Source organism: Planococcus sp. APC 3900 (assembly GCF_030407735.1).
Lineage (GTDB): Bacteria > Bacillota > Bacilli > Bacillales_A > Planococcaceae > Planococcus > Planococcus notacanthi.
In genome coordinates, this window is the sequence record NZ_JASDCT010000001.1 from 38,695 (window position 1) to 58,815 (window position 20,121).

The 20,121-nt window shown below is 38.6% G+C and carries 18 protein-coding genes; 17 read left to right on the forward strand and 1 reads right to left on the reverse strand.

Translation table 11 applies throughout. The features are described from left to right. The first annotated feature begins 8 nt into the window (after positions 1–8). From QMA04_RS00180 to QMA04_RS00220, 9 genes are all read left to right on the forward strand, one after another. The gene (locus QMA04_RS00180; RefSeq protein WP_191714552.1) at positions 9–797 is read left to right on the forward strand and encodes an MBL fold metallo-hydrolase; all 789 of its coding nucleotides are present in this window, start codon (positions 9–11) and stop codon (positions 795–797) included. Between the two features lie 388 nt (positions 798–1,185). Next, a complete protein-coding gene (locus QMA04_RS00185; RefSeq protein ID WP_290183536.1) occupies positions 1,186–2,388 on the forward strand; it encodes a S1C family serine protease in 1,203 nt (400 codons plus the stop codon). 583 nt (positions 2,389–2,971) lie between these two features. Next, the gene (locus QMA04_RS00190; protein ID WP_290183537.1) at positions 2,972–3,136 is read left to right on the forward strand and encodes a CxxH/CxxC protein; all 165 of its coding nucleotides are present in this window, start codon (positions 2,972–2,974) and stop codon (positions 3,134–3,136) included. A gap of 89 nt (positions 3,137–3,225) precedes the next feature. After that, positions 3,226–3,705 (forward strand): 23S rRNA (pseudouridine(1915)-N(3))-methyltransferase RlmH, encoded by a 480-nt coding sequence (gene rlmH, locus QMA04_RS00195; RefSeq protein ID WP_191714555.1) that lies wholly within the window; start codon positions 3,226–3,228, stop codon positions 3,703–3,705. Between the two features lie 143 nt (positions 3,706–3,848). Beyond that, on the forward strand, positions 3,849–4,358 hold the full coding sequence (locus QMA04_RS00200; protein ID WP_290183538.1) for a hypothetical protein: 510 nt from the start codon (positions 3,849–3,851) through the stop codon (positions 4,356–4,358). Between the two features lie 276 nt (positions 4,359–4,634). Next, entirely contained in the window at positions 4,635–6,785 is a 2,151-nt protein-coding gene (locus QMA04_RS00205) for a hypothetical protein (protein ID WP_290183539.1), read from the forward strand. A gap of 600 nt (positions 6,786–7,385) precedes the next feature. Then, positions 7,386–8,879, forward strand: a complete 1,494-nt coding sequence (locus tag QMA04_RS00210) for a class I SAM-dependent DNA methyltransferase (protein WP_290183540.1) — start codon at positions 7,386–7,388, stop codon at positions 8,877–8,879. Continuing rightward, on the forward strand, positions 8,879–10,132 hold the full coding sequence (locus tag QMA04_RS00215) for a restriction endonuclease subunit S (RefSeq protein WP_290183541.1): 1,254 nt from the start codon (positions 8,879–8,881) through the stop codon (positions 10,130–10,132). The genes QMA04_RS00210 and QMA04_RS00215 overlap by 1 nt, the downstream gene beginning before the upstream one ends. Positions 10,133–10,170: 38 nt before the next feature. Further along, the gene (locus tag QMA04_RS00220; protein WP_290183542.1) at positions 10,171–13,113 is read left to right on the forward strand and encodes a type I restriction endonuclease subunit R; all 2,943 of its coding nucleotides are present in this window, start codon (positions 10,171–10,173) and stop codon (positions 13,111–13,113) included. 31 nt (positions 13,114–13,144) lie between these two features. Here QMA04_RS00220 and QMA04_RS00225 read toward each other — a convergent pair whose 3' ends face one another. Further along, positions 13,145–13,870, reverse strand: coding sequence for a M48 family metallopeptidase (locus tag QMA04_RS00225; RefSeq protein ID WP_290183543.1), 726 nt, complete (start codon positions 13,868–13,870; stop codon positions 13,145–13,147). A 272-nt stretch (positions 13,871–14,142) separates the two neighbouring features. Between QMA04_RS00225 and QMA04_RS00230 the strand changes: the two genes are divergently transcribed. The 8 genes from QMA04_RS00230 (at position 14,143) to QMA04_RS00265 (ending at position 19,583) form a co-directional block, all read left to right on the forward strand. Next, on the forward strand, positions 14,143–14,592 hold the full coding sequence (locus QMA04_RS00230; protein WP_290183544.1) for a helix-turn-helix domain-containing protein: 450 nt from the start codon (positions 14,143–14,145) through the stop codon (positions 14,590–14,592). Between the two features lie 109 nt (positions 14,593–14,701). Next, positions 14,702–15,397 carry an EcsC family protein gene (locus QMA04_RS00235; RefSeq protein ID WP_290183545.1) on the forward strand — a complete coding sequence of 232 codons (696 nt, stop codon included), beginning with the start codon at positions 14,702–14,704 and terminating at the stop codon, positions 15,395–15,397. Between the two features lie 144 nt (positions 15,398–15,541). After that, entirely contained in the window at positions 15,542–16,330 is a 789-nt protein-coding gene (locus tag QMA04_RS00240) for a hypothetical protein (protein WP_290183546.1), read from the forward strand. Beyond that, the gene (locus QMA04_RS00245; RefSeq protein WP_290183547.1) at positions 16,327–16,884 is read left to right on the forward strand and encodes a hypothetical protein; all 558 of its coding nucleotides are present in this window, start codon (positions 16,327–16,329) and stop codon (positions 16,882–16,884) included. Before QMA04_RS00240 ends, QMA04_RS00245 begins: the two co-directional genes overlap by 4 nt. A gap of 153 nt (positions 16,885–17,037) precedes the next feature. After that, positions 17,038–17,541, forward strand: coding sequence for a JAB domain-containing protein (locus QMA04_RS00250; protein WP_483313705.1), 504 nt, complete (start codon positions 17,038–17,040; stop codon positions 17,539–17,541). Further along, complete coding sequence (locus QMA04_RS00255; protein ID WP_290183548.1) at positions 17,541–17,882, forward strand: hypothetical protein; 342 nt, start codon at positions 17,541–17,543, stop codon at positions 17,880–17,882. The genes QMA04_RS00250 and QMA04_RS00255 overlap by 1 nt, the downstream gene beginning before the upstream one ends. A 396-nt stretch (positions 17,883–18,278) precedes the next feature. Continuing rightward, a complete protein-coding gene (locus QMA04_RS00260; protein WP_290183549.1) occupies positions 18,279–18,584 on the forward strand; it encodes a DUF960 family protein in 306 nt (101 codons plus the stop codon). Positions 18,585–19,190: 606 nt separating this feature from the next. Further along, a complete protein-coding gene (locus tag QMA04_RS00265) occupies positions 19,191–19,583 on the forward strand; it encodes a hypothetical protein (protein ID WP_290183550.1) in 393 nt (130 codons plus the stop codon). Positions 19,584–20,121: the final 538 nt, after the last annotated feature.

Here is a 20,121-nt window from a genome sequence, read left to right on the forward strand (position 1 = left end):
ATTTTGCTATGCAATTCAGTGTATTAGCCAGCGGCTCAAGCGGCAATGCCACTTATATAGAAAACGAAGGACATTCCTTTTTGGTCGATGCCGGATTGAGCGGCCGCAAGATGGAAGAATTGTTTGCGGCAATCGGCAAGAAAATGAGTGATTTGGACGGCATCCTGGTTACTCATGAACACAGCGACCATATTAAAGGGCTCGGCATCGTGGCACGCAAGCACAAGGTGCCGATTTATGCCAATGCCAAAACCTGGACGGCGATGGATGGATTGGTCGGAGCGATTCCAGTCGAACAGCGATTTCATTTCGATATGGATACCGTAAAGACTTTTGGTTCACTGGACATCGAATCATTTGCAGTGTCGCATGACGCGGCGGATCCGATGTTCTATGTTTTCCATGCAGGCGGACGGAAGCTGTCATTGATCACCGACACAGGTTATGTCAGCGACCGGATGAAAGGCGTTATCCAGGCATCGGATGCCTATGTGTTTGAAAGCAACCACGATGTCGGCATGCTGCAGATGGGCCGTTATCCATGGTCTGTCAAACGCCGCATTCTCAGTGATGTCGGACACGTTTCCAATGAAGATGCCGCAGTGGCAATGAGCGAAGTGCTCGCTGAAAAACCGACACGCATCTATTTGTCGCATTTGAGCAAAGACAACAACATGAAGGATTTGGCGCGCATGAGCGTCGAACAGACCCTGCAGTCAAAAGGCATCATCGTCGGAGAATACGTCAATCTTCTCGACACCGATGCCAACATCCCAACTAAATTAGTCATTGTGTAAGTTTATTGCTGTTGAAACGCCATTTTGTTGGCTATTCAACAGCTTTTTTATTTTCAGAACTTAAACTGGCTGCTCTCCGTTCCGGTGCTCACTTTCGGGCTTACAGGAGGTGGTGCGACAGGACGTCGCGGTACCATCTGCCAAGAGTTCGCGCAACTGCATTCCAAACATCTAAGTATAGAAAACAGGATTTTTAAGAGTTAAACCAAGATGTAAGAATTAACTCTTTACCATTAAGCGAGCTCAGCGATGTAAAAACAGGCGCTTCAACTTGCTTTGTCCGCTTCAACTTTCTAAACTGAAAGTAACTTTAAATTACAGCTTTCAGAAGTCTTAATGAGCAGCTAAGCTGGGTAAACAGGTACTAGATGAAGAAAGGATGAAGGCAATGGGCTATTACAATCAGACACCGAATGGCAGGCAAAAGCCGAGCCGTCTGGGCGCATTTGCTGCCGGATTTGCAGGAGTGGCGGCGGGTGCATTATTGGTATGGTTATTGTTTTATTCGATGCCGGGGTTGATACCGGATAGTGGCAATGAAACACAGATCGTCCAACAGGAAACCGAAGGACGTTCTGAAGCAGTTTCAGTGGATATCACAACAGATGTCACAGAGGCAGTAGAGATTGCGGCGGATACGGTTGTAGGCGTGACGAATCTGCAGGCAGCAGCAGATTTTTGGTCGCAATCACCTGGACAGGAGCAGGCAGTGGGCACGGGGTCAGGCGTCATCTATAAAAATGAGGGCGGCACCGCATATGTAGTGACCAATCATCACGTCATTGACGGTGCGAATGGCATCGAAGTGACGTTATCGGATGGTTCCAAAGTGGAAGCTACGTTGGTCGGCAGCGACATCTGGACGGATTTGGCTGTTCTTGAAATGGATGGAGCTAAAGTACAGGCGGTTGCCCAATTCGGTAATTCAGATGTTTTAAAACAAGGAGAGACCGTCATTGCGATCGGTAATCCCCTAGGGCTGGATTTTTCAGGTTCAGTGACAACAGGTGTGGTCTCGGGAACAGATCGTGCAGTTCCAGTCGATTTGAACGGTGATGGACAAGAGGATTGGCAGGCTGAAGTTCTTCAGACAGATGCCGCCATCAATCCAGGAAACAGCGGCGGTGCTTTAATCAATCTGGCAGGCCAGCTGATTGGGATTAACTCGATGAAAATCGCAACATCTGCCGTGGAAGGCATCGGCTTTTCGATTCCCATCAATTCTGCAATGCCAGTCATCAATTCGATTGAAGAAAATGGAGAAATGATCCGTCCGGCGATGGGCATTACGCTGATGGATTTGGTTCAAGTGCCTCAAGCGCAGCGTCAAGATACGTTAAACCTTCCTGAAGATATCACACAAGGTGTCGTGGTCAATTCAGTAGTGGAAGGATCAGCAGCGGAGAAAGCCGGAATGGAGCAGTTTGACGTCATTGTAGAGATGGACGGCGTAGCCATCACAGACATCATCGAATTGCGCCAACATCTGTATAATGAGAAAAAAATCGGAGATACCATGACAGTAAGCGCATACCGCGCCGGCGAACTGATGGAATTTGAATTGGAACTTGTTGATAACTCAGCTCTATAGGACAGAGAACCTGTGTAGATACTTCTATACAGGTTTTTTTGTTGGATAAATCGTTTGAGTGATTTATAAGTTGAAGCAATAATGCAATATAGTCGATATTCCGCAAAAAAGCTCCGAAGACATTAGCCGAAGCTTGCGAGGAGAATGTCTTTGCGACGTAGTGCGCAGCACGAAGGAGCACGGTTTTAAAAGCTACGCTATGAATAGAGGGATCGTCTTCGCTGTTTTGCTCCATATCTTTAGAGATTTCTCTCAGCGCCGGACTGAGCGGGAGCTTTGTTCATAGTGCCAAAGATTTTATATACCTCTCTCGAATTCTCTATTTTAACTTCTACAATAAACTTTCGTGTAATACTATTTAAATTTGCCCATCTTTAGATGAATGACAAGATATAATTTCCGGGAAATAAGAAAAAGACGTGTGGATAACTTTTTCACTGTTAATTTTTTATTAACAATCCACAGAGGGAGAAAAGCTTCGCTATCCGTAGCTCTTTTCTTCTGTTAGAATGGGTTGTGGATAAAAGAGAATGAAATGTGCATAACTGTGTGGAATATTCGGAAATCGAAAGAGGTGAAAAAAATGGAGATTAACTGCTGTAAAAACCATGTAGAGCATGCATTAGACATGTTCGTAGCAAAGGCTGAAACGTACCCTATTCTTACTGAACTATCTGAAAAAGAAAAGTTATCCACAAAATGTGACTACTGTGAAGAGGGTGCAACGTATCTTGTGGCAAACGCATAATTCGGCACAAGATGTAGAAAAACCTGTGGATATGTGTATAACATCTGTGCTTAACTTGTTTGTAAATTTAATGTGAAGGGGGATAACTTGTGAATATCTCAATTATTAGTGTTGGAAAGCTGAAAGAAAAATATTTGAAGTCGGGCATCGAAGAGTACACAAAACGGCTGGGAAGTTATACAAAAATAAATGAAATAGAAGTGGCAGACGAAAAAGCGCCGGAACAATTGAGCGATGCCGACATGGAAATCGTCAAAAAGAAAGAAGCAGAGCGGATTTTGGCGAAGATTGCACCGGACGCATATGTTATTGCATTAGCAATCGACGGCAAAATGAAGACTTCCGAGCAGCTGGCAAAAGATATCGAATCACTCATGACCTACGGCCGCAGCAAAATCGTCTTTGTCATCGGAGGATCGTTGGGGCTTCATGATGAAGTATTAAAGCGTGCGGATGAAAAACTGTCGTTTTCAAAAATGACCTTTCCACATCAGTTGATGAAATTGATTTTAGTGGAGCAGGTTTATCGGGCTTTTCGGATTATGAAGGGTGAACCGTACCATAAGTAAATGAGGTTTTTAGAAGAATAATCATTAAAAAAATTTTGTTGAACTAACTTGAAGAATTAGAATTAGCAAAGGGAAATTTTTTTAGATGAGTTTCGTTTTCCTTTTATATGTTAGTGGCAATATATATTAAACGAGGTGAATAAATGATTTTATCAATGTTGTTGTATATAATTCTCAGTATATTTGGCGGGACGATTTGGTCTCTTAATAAATTTAAAAAACGAAACGATGAATCTGAAACACAAAATGCAATTGTGTTGTTAATTTTTGTCGAATTATTACCCTTGTTTATTTTGATTTTTATAGTAATAAATAGTGGTTTAAAAGATCATAGGTGGTTAGCACCCACACTTAGTTTGTGGGCATTAATTATATGGTCAATAATTATTATTATATGTATAGGATTTGTCTTAATATTTAAGAAGAATTTGATTAAAAATTATTTAAGTGCATATGGTTTGAACCTATTTAGTTATAGTTTAGTAACCGCAATAATATTATTTTTTATATTTTTAATTATTACTGGATTTTTGTATTCTTTAATAGAAGGATTCGAAATTATAGGATTCGCTAACTTTGTCGGCCTTGCAGGGATAATTACAACTTTGTTAGGTATTTTAGTGACATTACTTCAGTTTTTAAATACTAAATAAAGATAATCCTTTATTTAGTTGTATGAAGGATTGAGCCTAAAGATTATCTAATGAGATACCTTCTAAAAACTACTCATTCTTAATCTATTAGTTTTAACTAATTTATTTATAATAGTCAATTACCATCTTATTCAGGATTTAAATGTCTACTTCAACAATAAACTTAAACTAGTTCTCTTAAAATATCGAAAAATTTATTAATATAGTAGTTTATAGATCGAACTTAAAAAATACCCGTAAGAATATCTGAATTTCTACTAAACTAACAGGAAATAAGTGCAGAAGTTAAATCGTACAAAAATAAATGAAATCTTTGTACTAAGCAAAATTTCAGCTTTACATAAAGCTATGATTTTAGAAAAGGAAGATTTTATGAAAAAACTTATATCAGTTTATAGTAGTAATAAAGTAAATAAGAAAAACATAAAAATGGAAATTTCAGGATTGTCCAGTGCTGTGCAAACTTCTCTGGATGGATTTCCAATGTATTTTGGGCATAACTATCATAAACCTATAGGATGGACTCATTCATTAGGTATTTTTATAGAGCCTAAAATAGTAAGAGCATTAGGTACTGCATATTTGCCAGAAAATGAAGATGAATACAAATTAATCGAAAATAAGATTAGAGAGTATAGTTATAAGAATTTAGATGAACATTTTGAAAAATTTATTCATATATTGGATGAAAGGCTCTCAGATTTTTATTCTGGGAAACAAAAATATAATAATACAGAATGTGTATCAGTTATAGATAAAGAAATAGTAAAGAAAGTTTTCCCGGGAATATTTGAGAAGGAAGATAAAAGCGGGCTGATATCATTAAAAGATTTAAACTCAATTAATCCTGGTGTTTATCAAATTGGTGAATACCTTTTATTCGCTCACTCCTATTTTAGAAGATCTTTATCTAGACTAAATACTTTAAACGAAGAATTTTTACGTCAACTTGAAAATGTAAAACATAATCCGGAATTGGATGTAAAAATATCAATAGATCTTGATTTGATTGGGTTAGCCGAAACTTTTAATAAAAGGCATGAATTCCAGTATTGGAGAGGGCCATTATTCAAAGATGATTTAGGGAATATTTCTGATGGTGTTACAGTGTATAGTGCAAATGATAATCAAAAACTTTTCTCAGGCATTTCTAGAACTGAATTTGGTTGGTATAAACAAGACAATAAAAAAACTTTAGAATGTGAAGAAATTGCAGACGAACCGAGTTATGGCTTAAATAATGAAAGTTACGGGTGTAGGTATATACATTCTATGTTGAATGAAGAAACGCAATTACCCTATCATTTAGATGGAGCAATAAGGCTCTATAGTGAAGAAAGGATGATTGAAAGATTAGATATCGATATCAAAAAAGCTTCTAGAGATACAGTATATACAAAGCTATGGAGAATAGATGGTAATATTAACATTAGTCTTTGGAAAAGCCTTATCGTAGATTATTTTAGAGATAATACATTAATAAGTGAATATTTAGAAGGTAAAACAGAAGATGAAGATATTGTATCTCCATATCTATTTACCACAGAAAAAAATGAAAAGTATATACCTTTGGATGTACAAAAGGAAAAAGGAGTAAGACTATTAGTCTCCTATCATAAATCAGAAGAATTGATTGAAGGTAATTATTTAAAAAACCATGATTTCCTGCTGTGGGAAAATAAACATTATGAAGCTATGGATAATAATGCTTTAACTCTAATCAAAATGTTACAAAAAGAAATACAAATAAATTTTAATGAAGATATCCAGTACATCGATTATAATGATTTAATCACAAATTTACCTCCAATGATTTTTTCAAGTAAAAGTGCAGTTAGGGATGCTTGGTTTACGCGAGCACAAATATATAAGTTATGTAAGGCTTGGAATGAAAAGGGTGACGATAGAATTGTAACTTTTACAATAGGTATAAATTATAAAGATTACTTAGTTTATTACTCTTACCTAGGACATGTTTCTGATATGGTCGTATGGATGAAAAAGGATAAAAACGAATATCCGTTAACTTCTAAAGAAATAAATAAGTGGTCTGAAAAAGTATCTGCTACTCTTAATGAAATTTTTATAAATGAAGAAATATTAGATTTATCAAAAGTAATGGATAAATATGGTGTCTTAACTTTGAATAGAGAAGAATTTGAAGGGGATTTTAAAAAAGTATATGATGACCATGAGAATGCGTTAATGCTAGAGTTAGCAATGCCTAAAGATGAAATCGATATTTTAGAAGCTGATGGGATTACACTTGCTCAACCAGTCTGGATACGAAAATCAACTTGTTCGAATTGTAGAAAAGAATATAGAAGTTGTAGTTGTATAAAAACTATTGAAAAAAACATTTTTGAAATAATAGAAGAAATGGAGTATCTAACTCCTATTTGGACTAATAGAAAAGCTATTCATTAAACCGCACCCTTTAATTCTAAACATAAGGGAAAAAAGAAGGACCATAACTGAACTACACCACCACCATTAGACTGTATCTAATGGTGGTGGTGTAGTTTTTTGTCATGAAATTTATATACGATGAAAAGTTAAAGGTCATACTGCACTATTAACGAATGCTTGAAGATGAAGCAAGCGAGTGATCAAATGGGATACCCGCTTATCAACACAACAAGAATGGATTGCAACTAGGGTATAAAAACTACATACCCGCGTTCAAGTGGGGCATACTGACCTCCGGTATCTTAAAAACCGCGCTGTTTTTCCATCAGATACTCGAAATAATCGATCACTTTCTTACAGAACTAAATGACAACATCGATTACTAAAATCAAAACCGAACTTATGTCTATAGTAGGCTTAAATTTCATGTCTTACTTTTCAAGATTAGTTTATAACAGAGAACTTTCTTTATTTATAAAAATTTAGTTCATCCATCTGTTAATACATTTGTTAAATATAAGGATAAAGAAGTCCAAACAATAAAGTAGAACTAATAAAAATGTGGTAAAATTTACTATGGTTCTTAATGAATTAGATAGATAAATGGAGGAATTTAACTTGTCAAAATTAATACTACAAGAATTAGAATCTCATCTTTGGAAATCAGCTGATATCTTACGAGGTTCAATTGATTCCAGTGACTATAAAAGCTATATCTTTGGATTGTTGTTTATTAAGCGCTTAAGCGACGTATTCACTGAGCACCGAAATGAATTATTAGATACTCATGGATTAGAAATGGGAGAACTTCTTGCAGAGGACCCAGACCAGTATCAGTTTTATGTGCCTCAGGAAGCGCGGTGGCATGAGATTCGAAAGCATGCCGAAGATGTTGGAACTGCTATCAATATCGCTTTTGAATCGTTGGAGAATGAGAACAAGACATTGGAAGGGGTCCTAACTCCAATTGACTTCAATAGGAAAGAAGTCTTGACGGATGAAATTTTGCAAAGGTTATTGCAGCATTTTTCTTTGTTAGATTTATCAAATGCCAATTTATCTGAACCAGATATGTTAGGTCGTGCATACGAGTACTTAATATCGCAATTTGCGGATGATGCTGGCAAAAAAGGCGGCGAATTTTACACGCCATCTAAAGTAGTTGAGTTAATCGTCAAACTTATCAAACCGGAAGAGGGAATGCGTGTATACGATCCAACTTGTGGGTCTGGAGGAATGCTAATTCAATCTGTTGATTACGTGAAGGCAAAAGGTGGTAACCCACAGTCGCTATCTCTCTATGGACAAGAGAAGAACTTAAATACATGGAGTATCGCAAAAATGAATTTGTTGCTTCATGGATTGCCGGATCATGATATTAGAAAAGGGGATACGATCAGGAAACCTCAATTGGTTGAAGACAATGAGATTATGCTGTTTGATCGAGTAATTGCCAATCCTCCGTTTTCATTAAAAGAATGGGGCCGAGACGCTGCAGAAAATGACGTATACGGCCGTTTCCGTTATGGGATTCCCCCAAAAAATGCTGGAGATTATGCATTTGTTCAGCATATGATTGCGTCACTCAAGCATGATGGTGTGGCAGGAGTGGTAATGCCACATGGCGTACTTTTCCGTGGCGGTGCAGAAGGAACAATTCGTCACGGGATTTTGGAATCAGATTTGCTTGAAGCAGTAGTTGGCATGCCTTCAGGATTGTTCTATGGAACAGGCATTCCGGCATGTATCTTAATTTTAAACCGCAATAAGTCGGAAGAACGTAAAGGGAAAGTATTGTTTATTGCCGGGGAAAGTGATTTTCAGGAAGGGAAGAATCAGAACCTTCTACGTCCACAAGATGTCCATAAGGTAGTCAATGCTTTTGATATTTATAAAGATATTGAGAAATATGCTCGAGTTGTTTCCTTAGAAGAAATTAAACTAAATGATTTCAACTTAAATATTACTCGCTATATCGATAAATCAATAGAAGAAGAACAAATGGACTTAAATAATATTTTGCTTGAATTACAGCAACTTGAAGAAGAACAGGCAATTGCTAAAGTAAAAGTTAAAAGTTTTTTACAAGAACTTGGGATCGGTGAAGAATAATGATTCATAACTTAGTTGGAAATAGTGTGGAGTACAAAGAAACTGAATTAGGCTTAATACCATTAAACTGGGAAATTATAGAGCAAGGAAAAGTAGCTCAGTTCTTAAATGGACGAGCATACAAACAGACAGAATTTGTTGAATCAGGAACTCCAATAGTGAGAATTCAAAATTTAACAGGAGGTAGCAACTATGTATTTTCTAATTTAAATTTAGATGAAAATAAATACATTAATAAGAATGATTTAATTTATGCTTGGTCTGCTACATTTGGTCCTTACATTTGGAAAGGGAATAGAAGTATATACCATTATCATATATGGAAAATCAAAGTTGATGAAAAGTATTTAGATAAAATCTTCTTTTTTTATAGATTAGATTACATTTCAAGGGAGATGCATTCCCAAAAGAATGGATCAGCCTTTGCCCATATTACAAAAGGGGGAATGGAGAAACATAAAATTCCGCTTCCTCCATTACAAGAACAACAAAAAATTGCTGAGATCTTGTCTGCTGCTGACGAACAAATTGAAATAACTGATAACCTTATTAAAAAAACAAAAGAGCTAAAAATAAGTTTAATGCAGAGATTATTTACAGAAGGAATTAATTATAAAAAATTTAAAACGACAATTATAGGAGATATACCTTTAGAATGGGAAATTGATAGGCTCGACAACTTAACAACCTTAATTACTGATGGATCACATTTTTCTCCTGCAGAAACAAAAGGTACGAAATATAGAATAGCAACTGTAAAAAATATGCTAATTGATAAATTTAATTTAGCGAACTTAATCTCTATAAATGAAGCTGATTTCAATAATTTAAAGAGAAATAATTGTAGTCCTCAAAAAGGTGATATTTTATTATCCAAAGATGGAACAATTGGAAAGTCTTTTGTCTATAACCAAGAAGAGGACATTGTACTTTTGTCATCTATTGCAATAATAAGACCGGATTTTGAAAAAATTAATCCAAATTTTATATCTCATTTTTTGAAAAATCCCTATACGTTATCAAGAATAATTGGGATGAAGTCTGGATCTGCTATAAAAAGAATAGTTTTAAAAGATATAAAAGGTCTAAATGTTGTTGTTCCTCCTTTAGTGGAGCAAGAAAAAATAGCTGACATGCTCTCATCTGTTGATGACCAAATTGAAATTTATGAGAAACAAAAACAAAAACAACTTGAACTTAAGAAGGCACTCATGCAACAACTATTGACAGGGGAATTACGAGTAACGGTGTAAACTGTTCCTCTTTTCTAAAAGTGCAGGAGGTGGTACAGATGCGCGACCCGTATGAGATGACGGAAGTAGAAGTCCCATTAATTGAACAGCTGCAAAGCTATGGCTATACATATTTGACGGGTACTGAAATTGATGAACGGAAAGAGCGAAGAGCCACGGGGAGTATTATCTTGGAAAAGAGATTGGCACATGCCATCCGAAAGTTGAACCCTTGGCTCAATGAATCTAATCTCGATAAAGTCCTTGGTGAGTTGACGCATATTGCCGAATCGGATGATTTTACCGCCAATCAAGCTATCTACAACAAATTATTCGGACAAGGCATGGCAGCTCAACAAGACTTGGGGACGGGAAAGAAAAGCCAAACCGTAAAGCTATTTGAGTTTGATGACAAGAAGATTAATGAAAATGATTTCTTGGTGGTGAATCAAATTCGATATGAGAATGCGAAAGGCACCATTAAGCCGGACATCGTGCTTTATATCAATGGTCTCCCACTAGTCGTTATTGAATGCAAAAGTCCGAAGCTGAAATGGGACAAGCAATTGCCGGAAGGCGTGAAGCAGTTCAACCGCTACCAGGAAACGCATCCCAAACTGTTTTGGTACAATCAGATGCTCATAGTCACAAGTCGGGACCGGGCACGTATTGGAACCATCGGCGCTCGCCCGCAACATTATGGCCTTTGGAAAGATCCATACCCCTTGACCATGGAGGAAGTAGGAAGTGAACGGCCGCAAGATGTTTTAGTAGCAGCCACCCTTCGAAAAGAAGCAATCCTGGATTTGATTTGGAACTTTATCGTCTACGATGGCAAGGTGAAGAAGCTTGCGCGCTACCAGCAATACCGGGCGGTGAACAAAACGATTGAACGGATGCTGACCGAGCAGAAACCGGAAAATCGTGGAGGCGTGGTCTGGCATACGCAAGGGTCTGGGAAGTCCCTAACTATGGTTTACCTAGCCATGAAGCTAAGACGACTGAAAGAACTGGAAAACCCAATGTTAGTTATAGTGACCGATCGACAAGACTTGGACAATCAAATTACCAAAACTTTCAGCAACTGCAACTTCCCAAATCCAACGCAAGCCAAGTCTGTGGCCGATCTACAACAGCAATTGTCAAAAGGACCGGGGAGTACCGTAATGACCTTGATACAGAAATTCCAAGGGGCTGAAGAGGACGGAACTGGATTTCCGGTGGTCTCAGAAGCAAGCAACATTATCGTCATGACTGATGAATCCCACCGCTCACAGTATAAGGGGCTTGCGCTAAACATGCGAAAAGCTCTACCAAATGCCTCCTTCATTGCCTTTACAGGTACGCCGATTGATCAGAAGAAGCGCTCAACGACAGGGAAATTCGGATCGTACATCGACAAATACACGATTGAACAGGCCGTAAAAGATGGGGCGACGGTTCCAATTATGTACGAATCCCGCCTCCCGCAGGTTCATGTCAAAGGGGAAACACTGGATGAGCTATTCGCACGCGTTTTCCATGAATACGACGAGGATGGGCGAGAGAAGATCAAGCAGAAGTACGTGAATGAAGAGCTCGTGCTCACAGCCCCAGATCGGATGGAACAAATTGCGACAGATATAGTAAAGCACTTTGAAGAGCATATCTTGATAAACGGCTACAAGGCGCAAGTGGTAGCGGTTTCTCGTGCTGCAGCGGTGCAGTACAAGGAATTAATCGATCTGTATGGTGGTGGAAACTTTGAGGCAGCGGTCATCTTCTCAGCCGGGCAAAATGACGTCAAGGAAATGCGCGCGCACCATATTACGAAGCAAGAGGAAAGAGAACTCATCGAGCGATTCAAAAAACCGTTTCATGAAGACAAGCTGGCGATGCTTATTGTCTGTGACAAGCTGCTGACGGGATTTGATGCACCGATTGAGCAAGTCATGTACCTGGATCGACCACTACGAGAACACAACCTGTTGCAGGCCATTGCACGGACCAACCGTACATATGACGAAAACAAGAGCTACGGCCTGATCGTTGACTACTTTGGAGTTTCACGCTTCTTAGATCAAGCACTGGAGATTTTCAGTGCAAGTGACGTAAAAGGGGCGCTACAATCCATCGACTCAGAACTTCCACGCCTGGAACAACGGAGCCGCAGTGTTATGCGATACTTTGACGGACTATCTAAAAAACAGCGAGAAGAAGCGATTCTACGTCTGAAAGATGATGATATTCGGGCTGAATTCGATCAAGCTTACAAACGCTTTGCGGAGAGTATGGACAAGGTGATGCCAAGTCCGAAAGCCGAACCGTTTATCGGCGATTTGAAGCATGCTGGATTGATTCGACAACTGGCAAAGTCACGCTTCTTAATAGATGATGGTTTAGACATAGCTGATTGTGGTGAAAAGGTACGACAACTTGTCCATAAATACTTGATATCCCAAGGGATTGAAGTACGTGATCCAATTCAGCTATTAGATAGTCGATTTAAAGAAGAGGTTGAAAAGAATAATACGCCTGAAGCAAAGGCAGCACAGATTGAACATGCCATCAAGAAAGAAATCAGTATCAAAATTGAGCAAGATGAAGTGTACTACAAGAAGGTTTCGGAACGGTTGAAGGAATTGCTACAGCGATTCGAAGAGCGCCAAATGACAATCGATGAGCTAATCAAAGAGCAGTTACAGATCCGAGAAGAATTGGCACAGAAAGCTACAGGGAAAACAGAGAGTGGCTTGAAAGCCGAGCAAGAACCCTACTACAACAAACTCATAGAAGTATACGAAGGTGTACACGAAGAAGAGGTTCTGAAAGAGTGGGCGATTGAAGTACAACAGTACTTTGATGAACGGGTTACGCAGATTCCAGACTGGAAATCGAAACTGGACTTCAAGCGAAGACTGAATGCAGATTTGAAAATCCTGTTACTGAAAAAGACAAAGAAAATGGATGATGCTAATATGCTAGTGGGCTATTTTGGTGCGCTAGCAGAAGCGCAATACTAGGCAAAAAAAGAAGAGCCGCGGCTCTTCTTTTTTATATATACAACTGATTGCCATTGATACGCAGCCATTCTTTCCGTTCCTCATAATCCGGTATCAGCATCCGTAGTGTTTCCCAGTAAACATATGTGTGGTTCATCTCTTTCAAATGAGCCACTTCATGAGCGAGTACATAATCAACCATTGTCACAGGCGCTAGAAAGATTCGCCAATTCAACAAGATCTTCTGTTGAGGTGTGCAGCTGCCCCAACGCTTCTCCATAGAACGAACAGCAACCCCGCTTGGTGCTCTGCCAAGACGCTGGATAAACCGCTGAATGCGCTTCTCAGCAAAGGACTGCCCCTTCTCTTGAATCCATTGTTTATATAGAGGATAAAGTTGAGCACGCTGTTCATCCACAGATAGTTCTTCCGGAACAGTGGCTTCAAAACGTCCTTTGGAAAAGTGCAGAGAAGCAGATAGAGCACTATTTTTCGTTACTTTTAACCGATAATACCGGCCCAAATAGGGTAACTTCTCTCCAGATCGAAACTGAAGCTCTCCATTGTTCAGCTCAAGTTCCTCATAGTCAGTGAGTTGCTTTAAAATCCAAGGAGCTTTAGTACGTAAGAGAGGCTCGTATACCTCAGGCTTAGTAGCAAAAGGGATAGTCAGAATAACCTCTCCGTCAGCAACGGCTATATTAAGATGCTTTCTTTTACGTGATTCCACAACGCTATAAGTAATTTCTTTATTTCCAAAAGCAAATGAGTTCTTCATGGTAATACACCTGCCTTTTAAGCAATTCTAAGAGTTCTGTTCCCCTAAATGTTCCTACTAATTATATCATCTATAAACAAGTTCTCCTGTGTCATAATAGCTATCTTATAAATCAAATAGTTCCTCACTACAACTTCGAAGCGTTGATTACAAAAAGAGAGAAAATATAAAAAGAAAAAATAAGAGGAAAATCTGAAAATACTTATTGCACATACACACACGTGTGTGTTAATGTGTGTATAAGAACAAAAACAAAAGAGGAGCGATAGAAAATGCTGAATACAAAGGAAATTAGTGAAAAGTTAGGTGTATCAGAAGAAACGGTTCGCAGATGGATACGTACCGGCGAATTGGAGGCTATTCAAGAAGGCAAGAGTTACTATGTTGACGAACAAGTTTTGCAGCGTTTCACGGAAAAAAAGATCGCTACTCCAGGTAACTCGCTCTCAAAAATGAATAACCTCTTAAATCTTGGAGCTGGAATCATGGCTAATCCAAAGGCAAGAGAAATAGCAACAGATCTTCTAAATAAAAATATGGGCAAGTTCCTAAAACCTGCTTCACCAAAGCAAGAGCAAGAACTTACAGTTTCAGATCTTCACGACTATATAGCAGCTTTAAAAAGAAAGAAAAAAAAGCTGGAGTTGGAATATGAAATCAAACTTCTCGAAATTGAAGACGAAATCGCGAATTATGAAAAACTAATAAAAGAAAGACAATAAATGTTTATCAGAGGCTAATTAAATAAAAATACGATATAAACTAATTAATCTAAGAGTACTTTGTTCAGCATTTATTAAAGTGAAACCATAACCCAAGGAGGAATTTATAATGACACTTAACCAACAGGACGATAAGCCAGCCATCTTGAAAGCGGTAGAAATCATCATAGCAAGCCCAGAATCAATTCAAAAGCAGGTTCAGCAAATGGAAGCTAAGTACAATAAAAAATACTCGAAAAAAATGACCGAAGATCAAATCAAAGATAAAGTTGCAGATCATATTATCTCAAATTACTCGTACTACACTGCTTTTGCGGGAGGGACAAGTGCCTTGCCAGGAGTGATTCCGGGAATCGGAACTGCAGTCGCTATGGTTGGGGGGGCTGCATCTGATGCAGCCTTAACCATGAAATGGGAAATTGAAATGGTCATGTCATTGGCTACTGTATATGGCGTAGACATAACGATCGATGAAGAACAAAGGTTATGTTACCTAGTGGCGGCATTTGGAGTAATGAATGAAGCTGCTAAAAAAGGTGTAGCCGGTTTCGGAGCACAGTCTTTGAAAAAAATGGTCCAACAATATTTGAAAGGTCCAACATTGGTAGCGGTTAAGGCCGCATTTAAAAAGGTTGGCGTCACATTTACTAGAAAAGCACTTGAGAAAGGCATTCCCTTCGGTGTAGGCGTAGTGGTAGGCACTAGTTCTAATAAAGTTTTAACTTTATATGTAGGAAAAAAGGCAAAAGACTTCTTCAAAACTAGAGAATTCGAAGTTGACGGAGACGATCCAATACCTGCCTAATATTAAAAAAATCATACCCAAAGCCTTCGATTTAAATCGGAGGCTTTTTTTGTGAAATTATTTAGGAGTAATGATTCTTATAGTTTATTTTGACTTATACTATATATATTCCAAGAAAAGTAAGTTAGGTAGAGGAGGACAAGTATGCTTCAATCAATCATTCATGGGAAGCTCCCATCATCTGTGTGGAATAGCGAAGACGTGGTCACGAGCTCGATCATCGGAGCATTTCAATACCTTTCTGATCCCCTCTATATTGTCCGAGCACTATGCGCCAGTATAGATTTAAAAGAGAAATCGCTCACTTTTCCAAAACCAATCGAATCGGTTCATTATAAATTCTGGCCTTCACTCAAGCAATGTGAGCCAGATGTCGTAATAGTTTTAACCGATGAAGACGAGGGAGTCCATATCGTTGGTGTTGAGGCAAAATACACATCGCCTAAATCCAGTGAAGAAGATGAGACAGTAGACTTTGAGGAGAGAAAAACCTGGCAACGGGATCAGCTTTCTCGAGAACTTGAAGACTTACACGACTCAGATACGTTGAAGAAGCTCTCAATAGAGGGAAAAAATATCGTATCTAGGCAGTTGATCTACTTAACAAACGATACGATAATGCCTGGGGAAGATATGCTACTAGGAATGAAACATTCTAAAGCTAGTAATAACAATGTGTACTGGCTAGCTTGGGCAAGTTTTTACGAAGTTGCATGTTTGGAACCTGAAACAATTCAAGATGAACTCATCCTGTCTCAAATTCAAGAAGTATGTGACCGGAAAAATCTCACCCGATTTCATGGATGGGGAACGTTAGCAGAAATTTTGCCTTTTGAGGGTTTTTATTCTTCAAATGCAGAACTCATGTGGCCTAAGGAAGAACTTGATGCCAATAGCTGGGAATATAACAATAAGGAGACGAGCAAACGATGAGCGATACCGTATTTCAGTCATTCCAAAATGTTAGGAAAGTAGTAGAAAATTCAATCAAGCTTTTGAAAGATGCAGATGCCTTGCTTGCGGAAAAAAATTATACTCCAATTCTGGGCAATGGACTTGCTACTGAATCCAGCAAAAGTATTCTGCAATCAGCAGATAGCTTTTCAACACTCGTTCCCCAGTACATAGCTCGTCCATATGCACTAAAGAGTCAACTGGCAAACGGAACAGTTGATCACCTATATGTAATCAACATTCAGTTCACTCATCCTTCACATCAAAATCTGCAACCAACTATAGCAACGGGTCTTTTCAGCCTAGAAACTCCTACTGATAATATTCGGAATAGATTCAAGCCTTGGTTTATGAAGTATGCTATTTTTGAGGGAGACATAAAGTTTAATCTCAGTAGCCAGGAGGAGTATTCGTGCGAACCTTTTAGCGACTGTAAAGATACTCTTCAATTTCATATTGCTCCATTAACCTCAATTAAAACAAATAGTGATACATCTAAAATGCTTGAAAAAATGTACCAGTTGACTCTATAAAGTCTTATTCATTAACTGCTGTGTATAGTTGTATAGAGATGCTTTAGAGAAATGTATCGATCAGAAAATGATATATATATTATAAAGATGAATCATATAAAAGGGCTTAACCTCCATTGGAGGTTAAGCCCTTTTCAATTTAAGGAGGAGTCTATGATGAGCTTATGTAAAGAAAAGAAACTAGCAACAAGCCAAAAAGAAAGTAGTAAAGATCAGGCCGCTAAGAGATTTAATATCGTATCGGTGAAATTAGTAAAAGAATCAAGCCTGTTGTACAAAGAAAGGTCGGTAAAATCTCCAAAAGACGGTTACAACTTACTCAAGCACTTTTTAGAGGATAAAGATCGAGAGTATTTCATCGTCGCCGCGCTGGACATAAAAAATCAGCCGGTCTCGGTTCACGTGTGCCACGTAGGAAGTCTGAATGCCTGTATCGTCCACCCGAGAGAAGTCATGAAGTCAGCTATCCTATCTAATGCGGCCTCAATTATTGTAGGACACAATCATCCCTCCGGAAATCCGACACCGTCAGATGAAGACTACAAAGTCACGAAAAGATTGAAAGAGGCTGGGGAAATCATTGGGATTGAGTTATTAGATCACATCATCATTGGAACGGATTCGTATCTGTCCTTCAACGAAAAGGGATACCTCTAATGGAGAATCATGAAGATGCGAAACCATTCATTACAAGGGAGATTCAGTGGTTCATGGAGACACTCAAAAAAGAATTCCATATTCGAGTTGAAAGCAAGGAGATCGCGTTGGAAGCAACCGAACTGGGCATGGATGAAGTCGATAACTCCTACATTCCGTCAGAGTTATTTGCAAGTCTACCCGAAACATTTCTTTATGAAATTATGATTGTGGATGATGAGTATTCCAATGAATGGATTGGTGCAATTGCCTTTCATCCGGATACACCGGAGTGGTGCCTCCAACTTATTTTAAAAAATGGCGATCTGCTGATTCGAAAACTGTTGCCCAAAGTTGAATAGATATCACCAAGCAGTAAACAACGAATAATTAAAAAAACTACTACTTTGAAGGAGAGATTATATGCTATTACCCAATCTGTCATTGCAAACTCTGGGAGGAACGCTTTACTGGAATACTATAACCTTTAAAAAGGGGTGGAAGATTCAGCAACACCGGATTTCACAACACTACAGAATTTTAGACCCCATGAATATTCGGCACGCTTGGAGCTATGATGAAAGCATTATCCAAAGAACATTCCATGAAATCACAAGAGAGTACGTTAAAGAAATCGAATAAGAACCAGGTGTGCGCAATGCATAAATGGTTCTATTTCTATTACTAAAAGGATAACTTCATCATTCAGAAATAATCATTCAGCAAAATTCAAGAAGTCAGATGGAGGGCGGGAAAATTTGTTTGAAAATAAAGCAAAGCGGTATATGACCAGGGCTATTGCAGAAGAGCTGAATATGGAAATCGTCTCTATTTTGTGGGAACTAATCGATACAATGGTCGAACAAAACGTAAGTCTAGATTACCTACAAGTATTCGACCTCGTCGAGAGTGATGGGAAGCAAGTGATCATTCATAAGCAAGAAGTTCCGGAAATGCAGGGAAAACACACACGTAAACTTCAAAAGACAAAGGCTTTAATGGCCACAATATGGTGTCTTGATAAAGGGGAATCTCAAGTTATGCTATTTCCGCAAGATTATTAATAAAGAATCAACCACTGTTTATCTTCAATCAATTTTTGAAGTAGGCAGTGGTTGATTATCCTAAACAATCAAGCCTTTCTTTTTTCTAGTTTTATTTTCTTACGCATATAAATAAGTTCTAAAATAATACATCTAAGTAGGGGTAGAATCTACATTGACGTAGATGTAAAACCGATGGGAGGAAATTAAATGCACGGACAAAGACGAAAAAGAAATATAAAATGCTATATGAATATGCATGAGACAGAAAGGTTTCCTTAATTAGGGTATCGGACAGCGAGTACGAGATTTCTTTTTCTGAATCAAGTAAGAAAGGAATAGTGCCTTATCACCCAAATAGTCACATTGCCAACAACAAGTACCGTCTTATATATAGATAACGATGAAACCCAATGGATGCTAGATTGCCAGGTCTATTGATAAGCATCTGCTGTTTGTTTACCTAGCTAATGGAATTGGGCAGCGAGTGTTCACCAAACCAAGCTTCCGACTTCTTTTTTCGTTTTTATAAGCCATAAGGATACCCAAACAATAAAATAATGCGTCTATGTAGCGGTAGAAAACACATCAACGTAGATGTAAAAACGACGTTTGGGGGAACATTCTATGTATAACCAAAGAAGAAGGCGGAATCACCAGTTGGCAGAAGGGTTTCCGCAGAGTTCAGCTTATGGCATCGGTGAAGAGAGCTGGGAAACCGAAGGTGATCTTGAAGAAGGAATTGAAGACCTGGATGTAGATGAGGAGGTTGAACTAGAAGAGGAAGTGGAAGAATCGGAGCAAGAAGAATTCATGCTCGATGGCAAGCCCTTTGTGCCGAAACAGCAAAATCGTAAACTTACCTTCGAGGAATCGCATGTTCGGATCACCACCTACCTGGAGAAGGACTGTCACCTGATTGTTCGGATGCTGCTGAAGCAAGGACAAATCCCGTCCATAACCTTCTTAATCAATGAGAGCGTAAAGGCGTATCTTCTGAATGAGTTTTCTGAAGAATGATATTGAAAAAATCTAAAAAAGGATTAACGTAGCTCTGTTCCCGAATGACTGCACGATGCAGTCATTCGGACTTTTTCATTTTGAGTGAAAGAGTTTACTCGTTCAGAAGTTAATCCCTGATGATGGGAAAAGAAAAATTTTTTACCTATTCTAGCGGGGAGGAATAGCAAGAAAAAATGGATTAGGCAGTCATGCCTGCCTAAAAACCCCAAGAGTGGATAATCCGGTGGATTTTGTTTCATCAAATTCAAAAAACGAGACAGGAGTAGGAGTTGACAACAGATAATCAACGCAGTACGATAGCGTCATAACTAAATCGCATGCAACATCTACTGTTGCAAACTGGCTGCCTCTGCTGGATAGAAGAATTACTCCTTATCCGTGTGCAAGCATACTTCGTCACCATTCAGGAAAGCATCCGTGAAAATTTACACGATGAATGCCTGCTACAGACGCCTTAGCGACAAAGATTTCAAGCAAGTGAGAAGGGCTACTTATACCCATCTCACTGAAATCTTTGTTCCGCTACGGCGTCTTT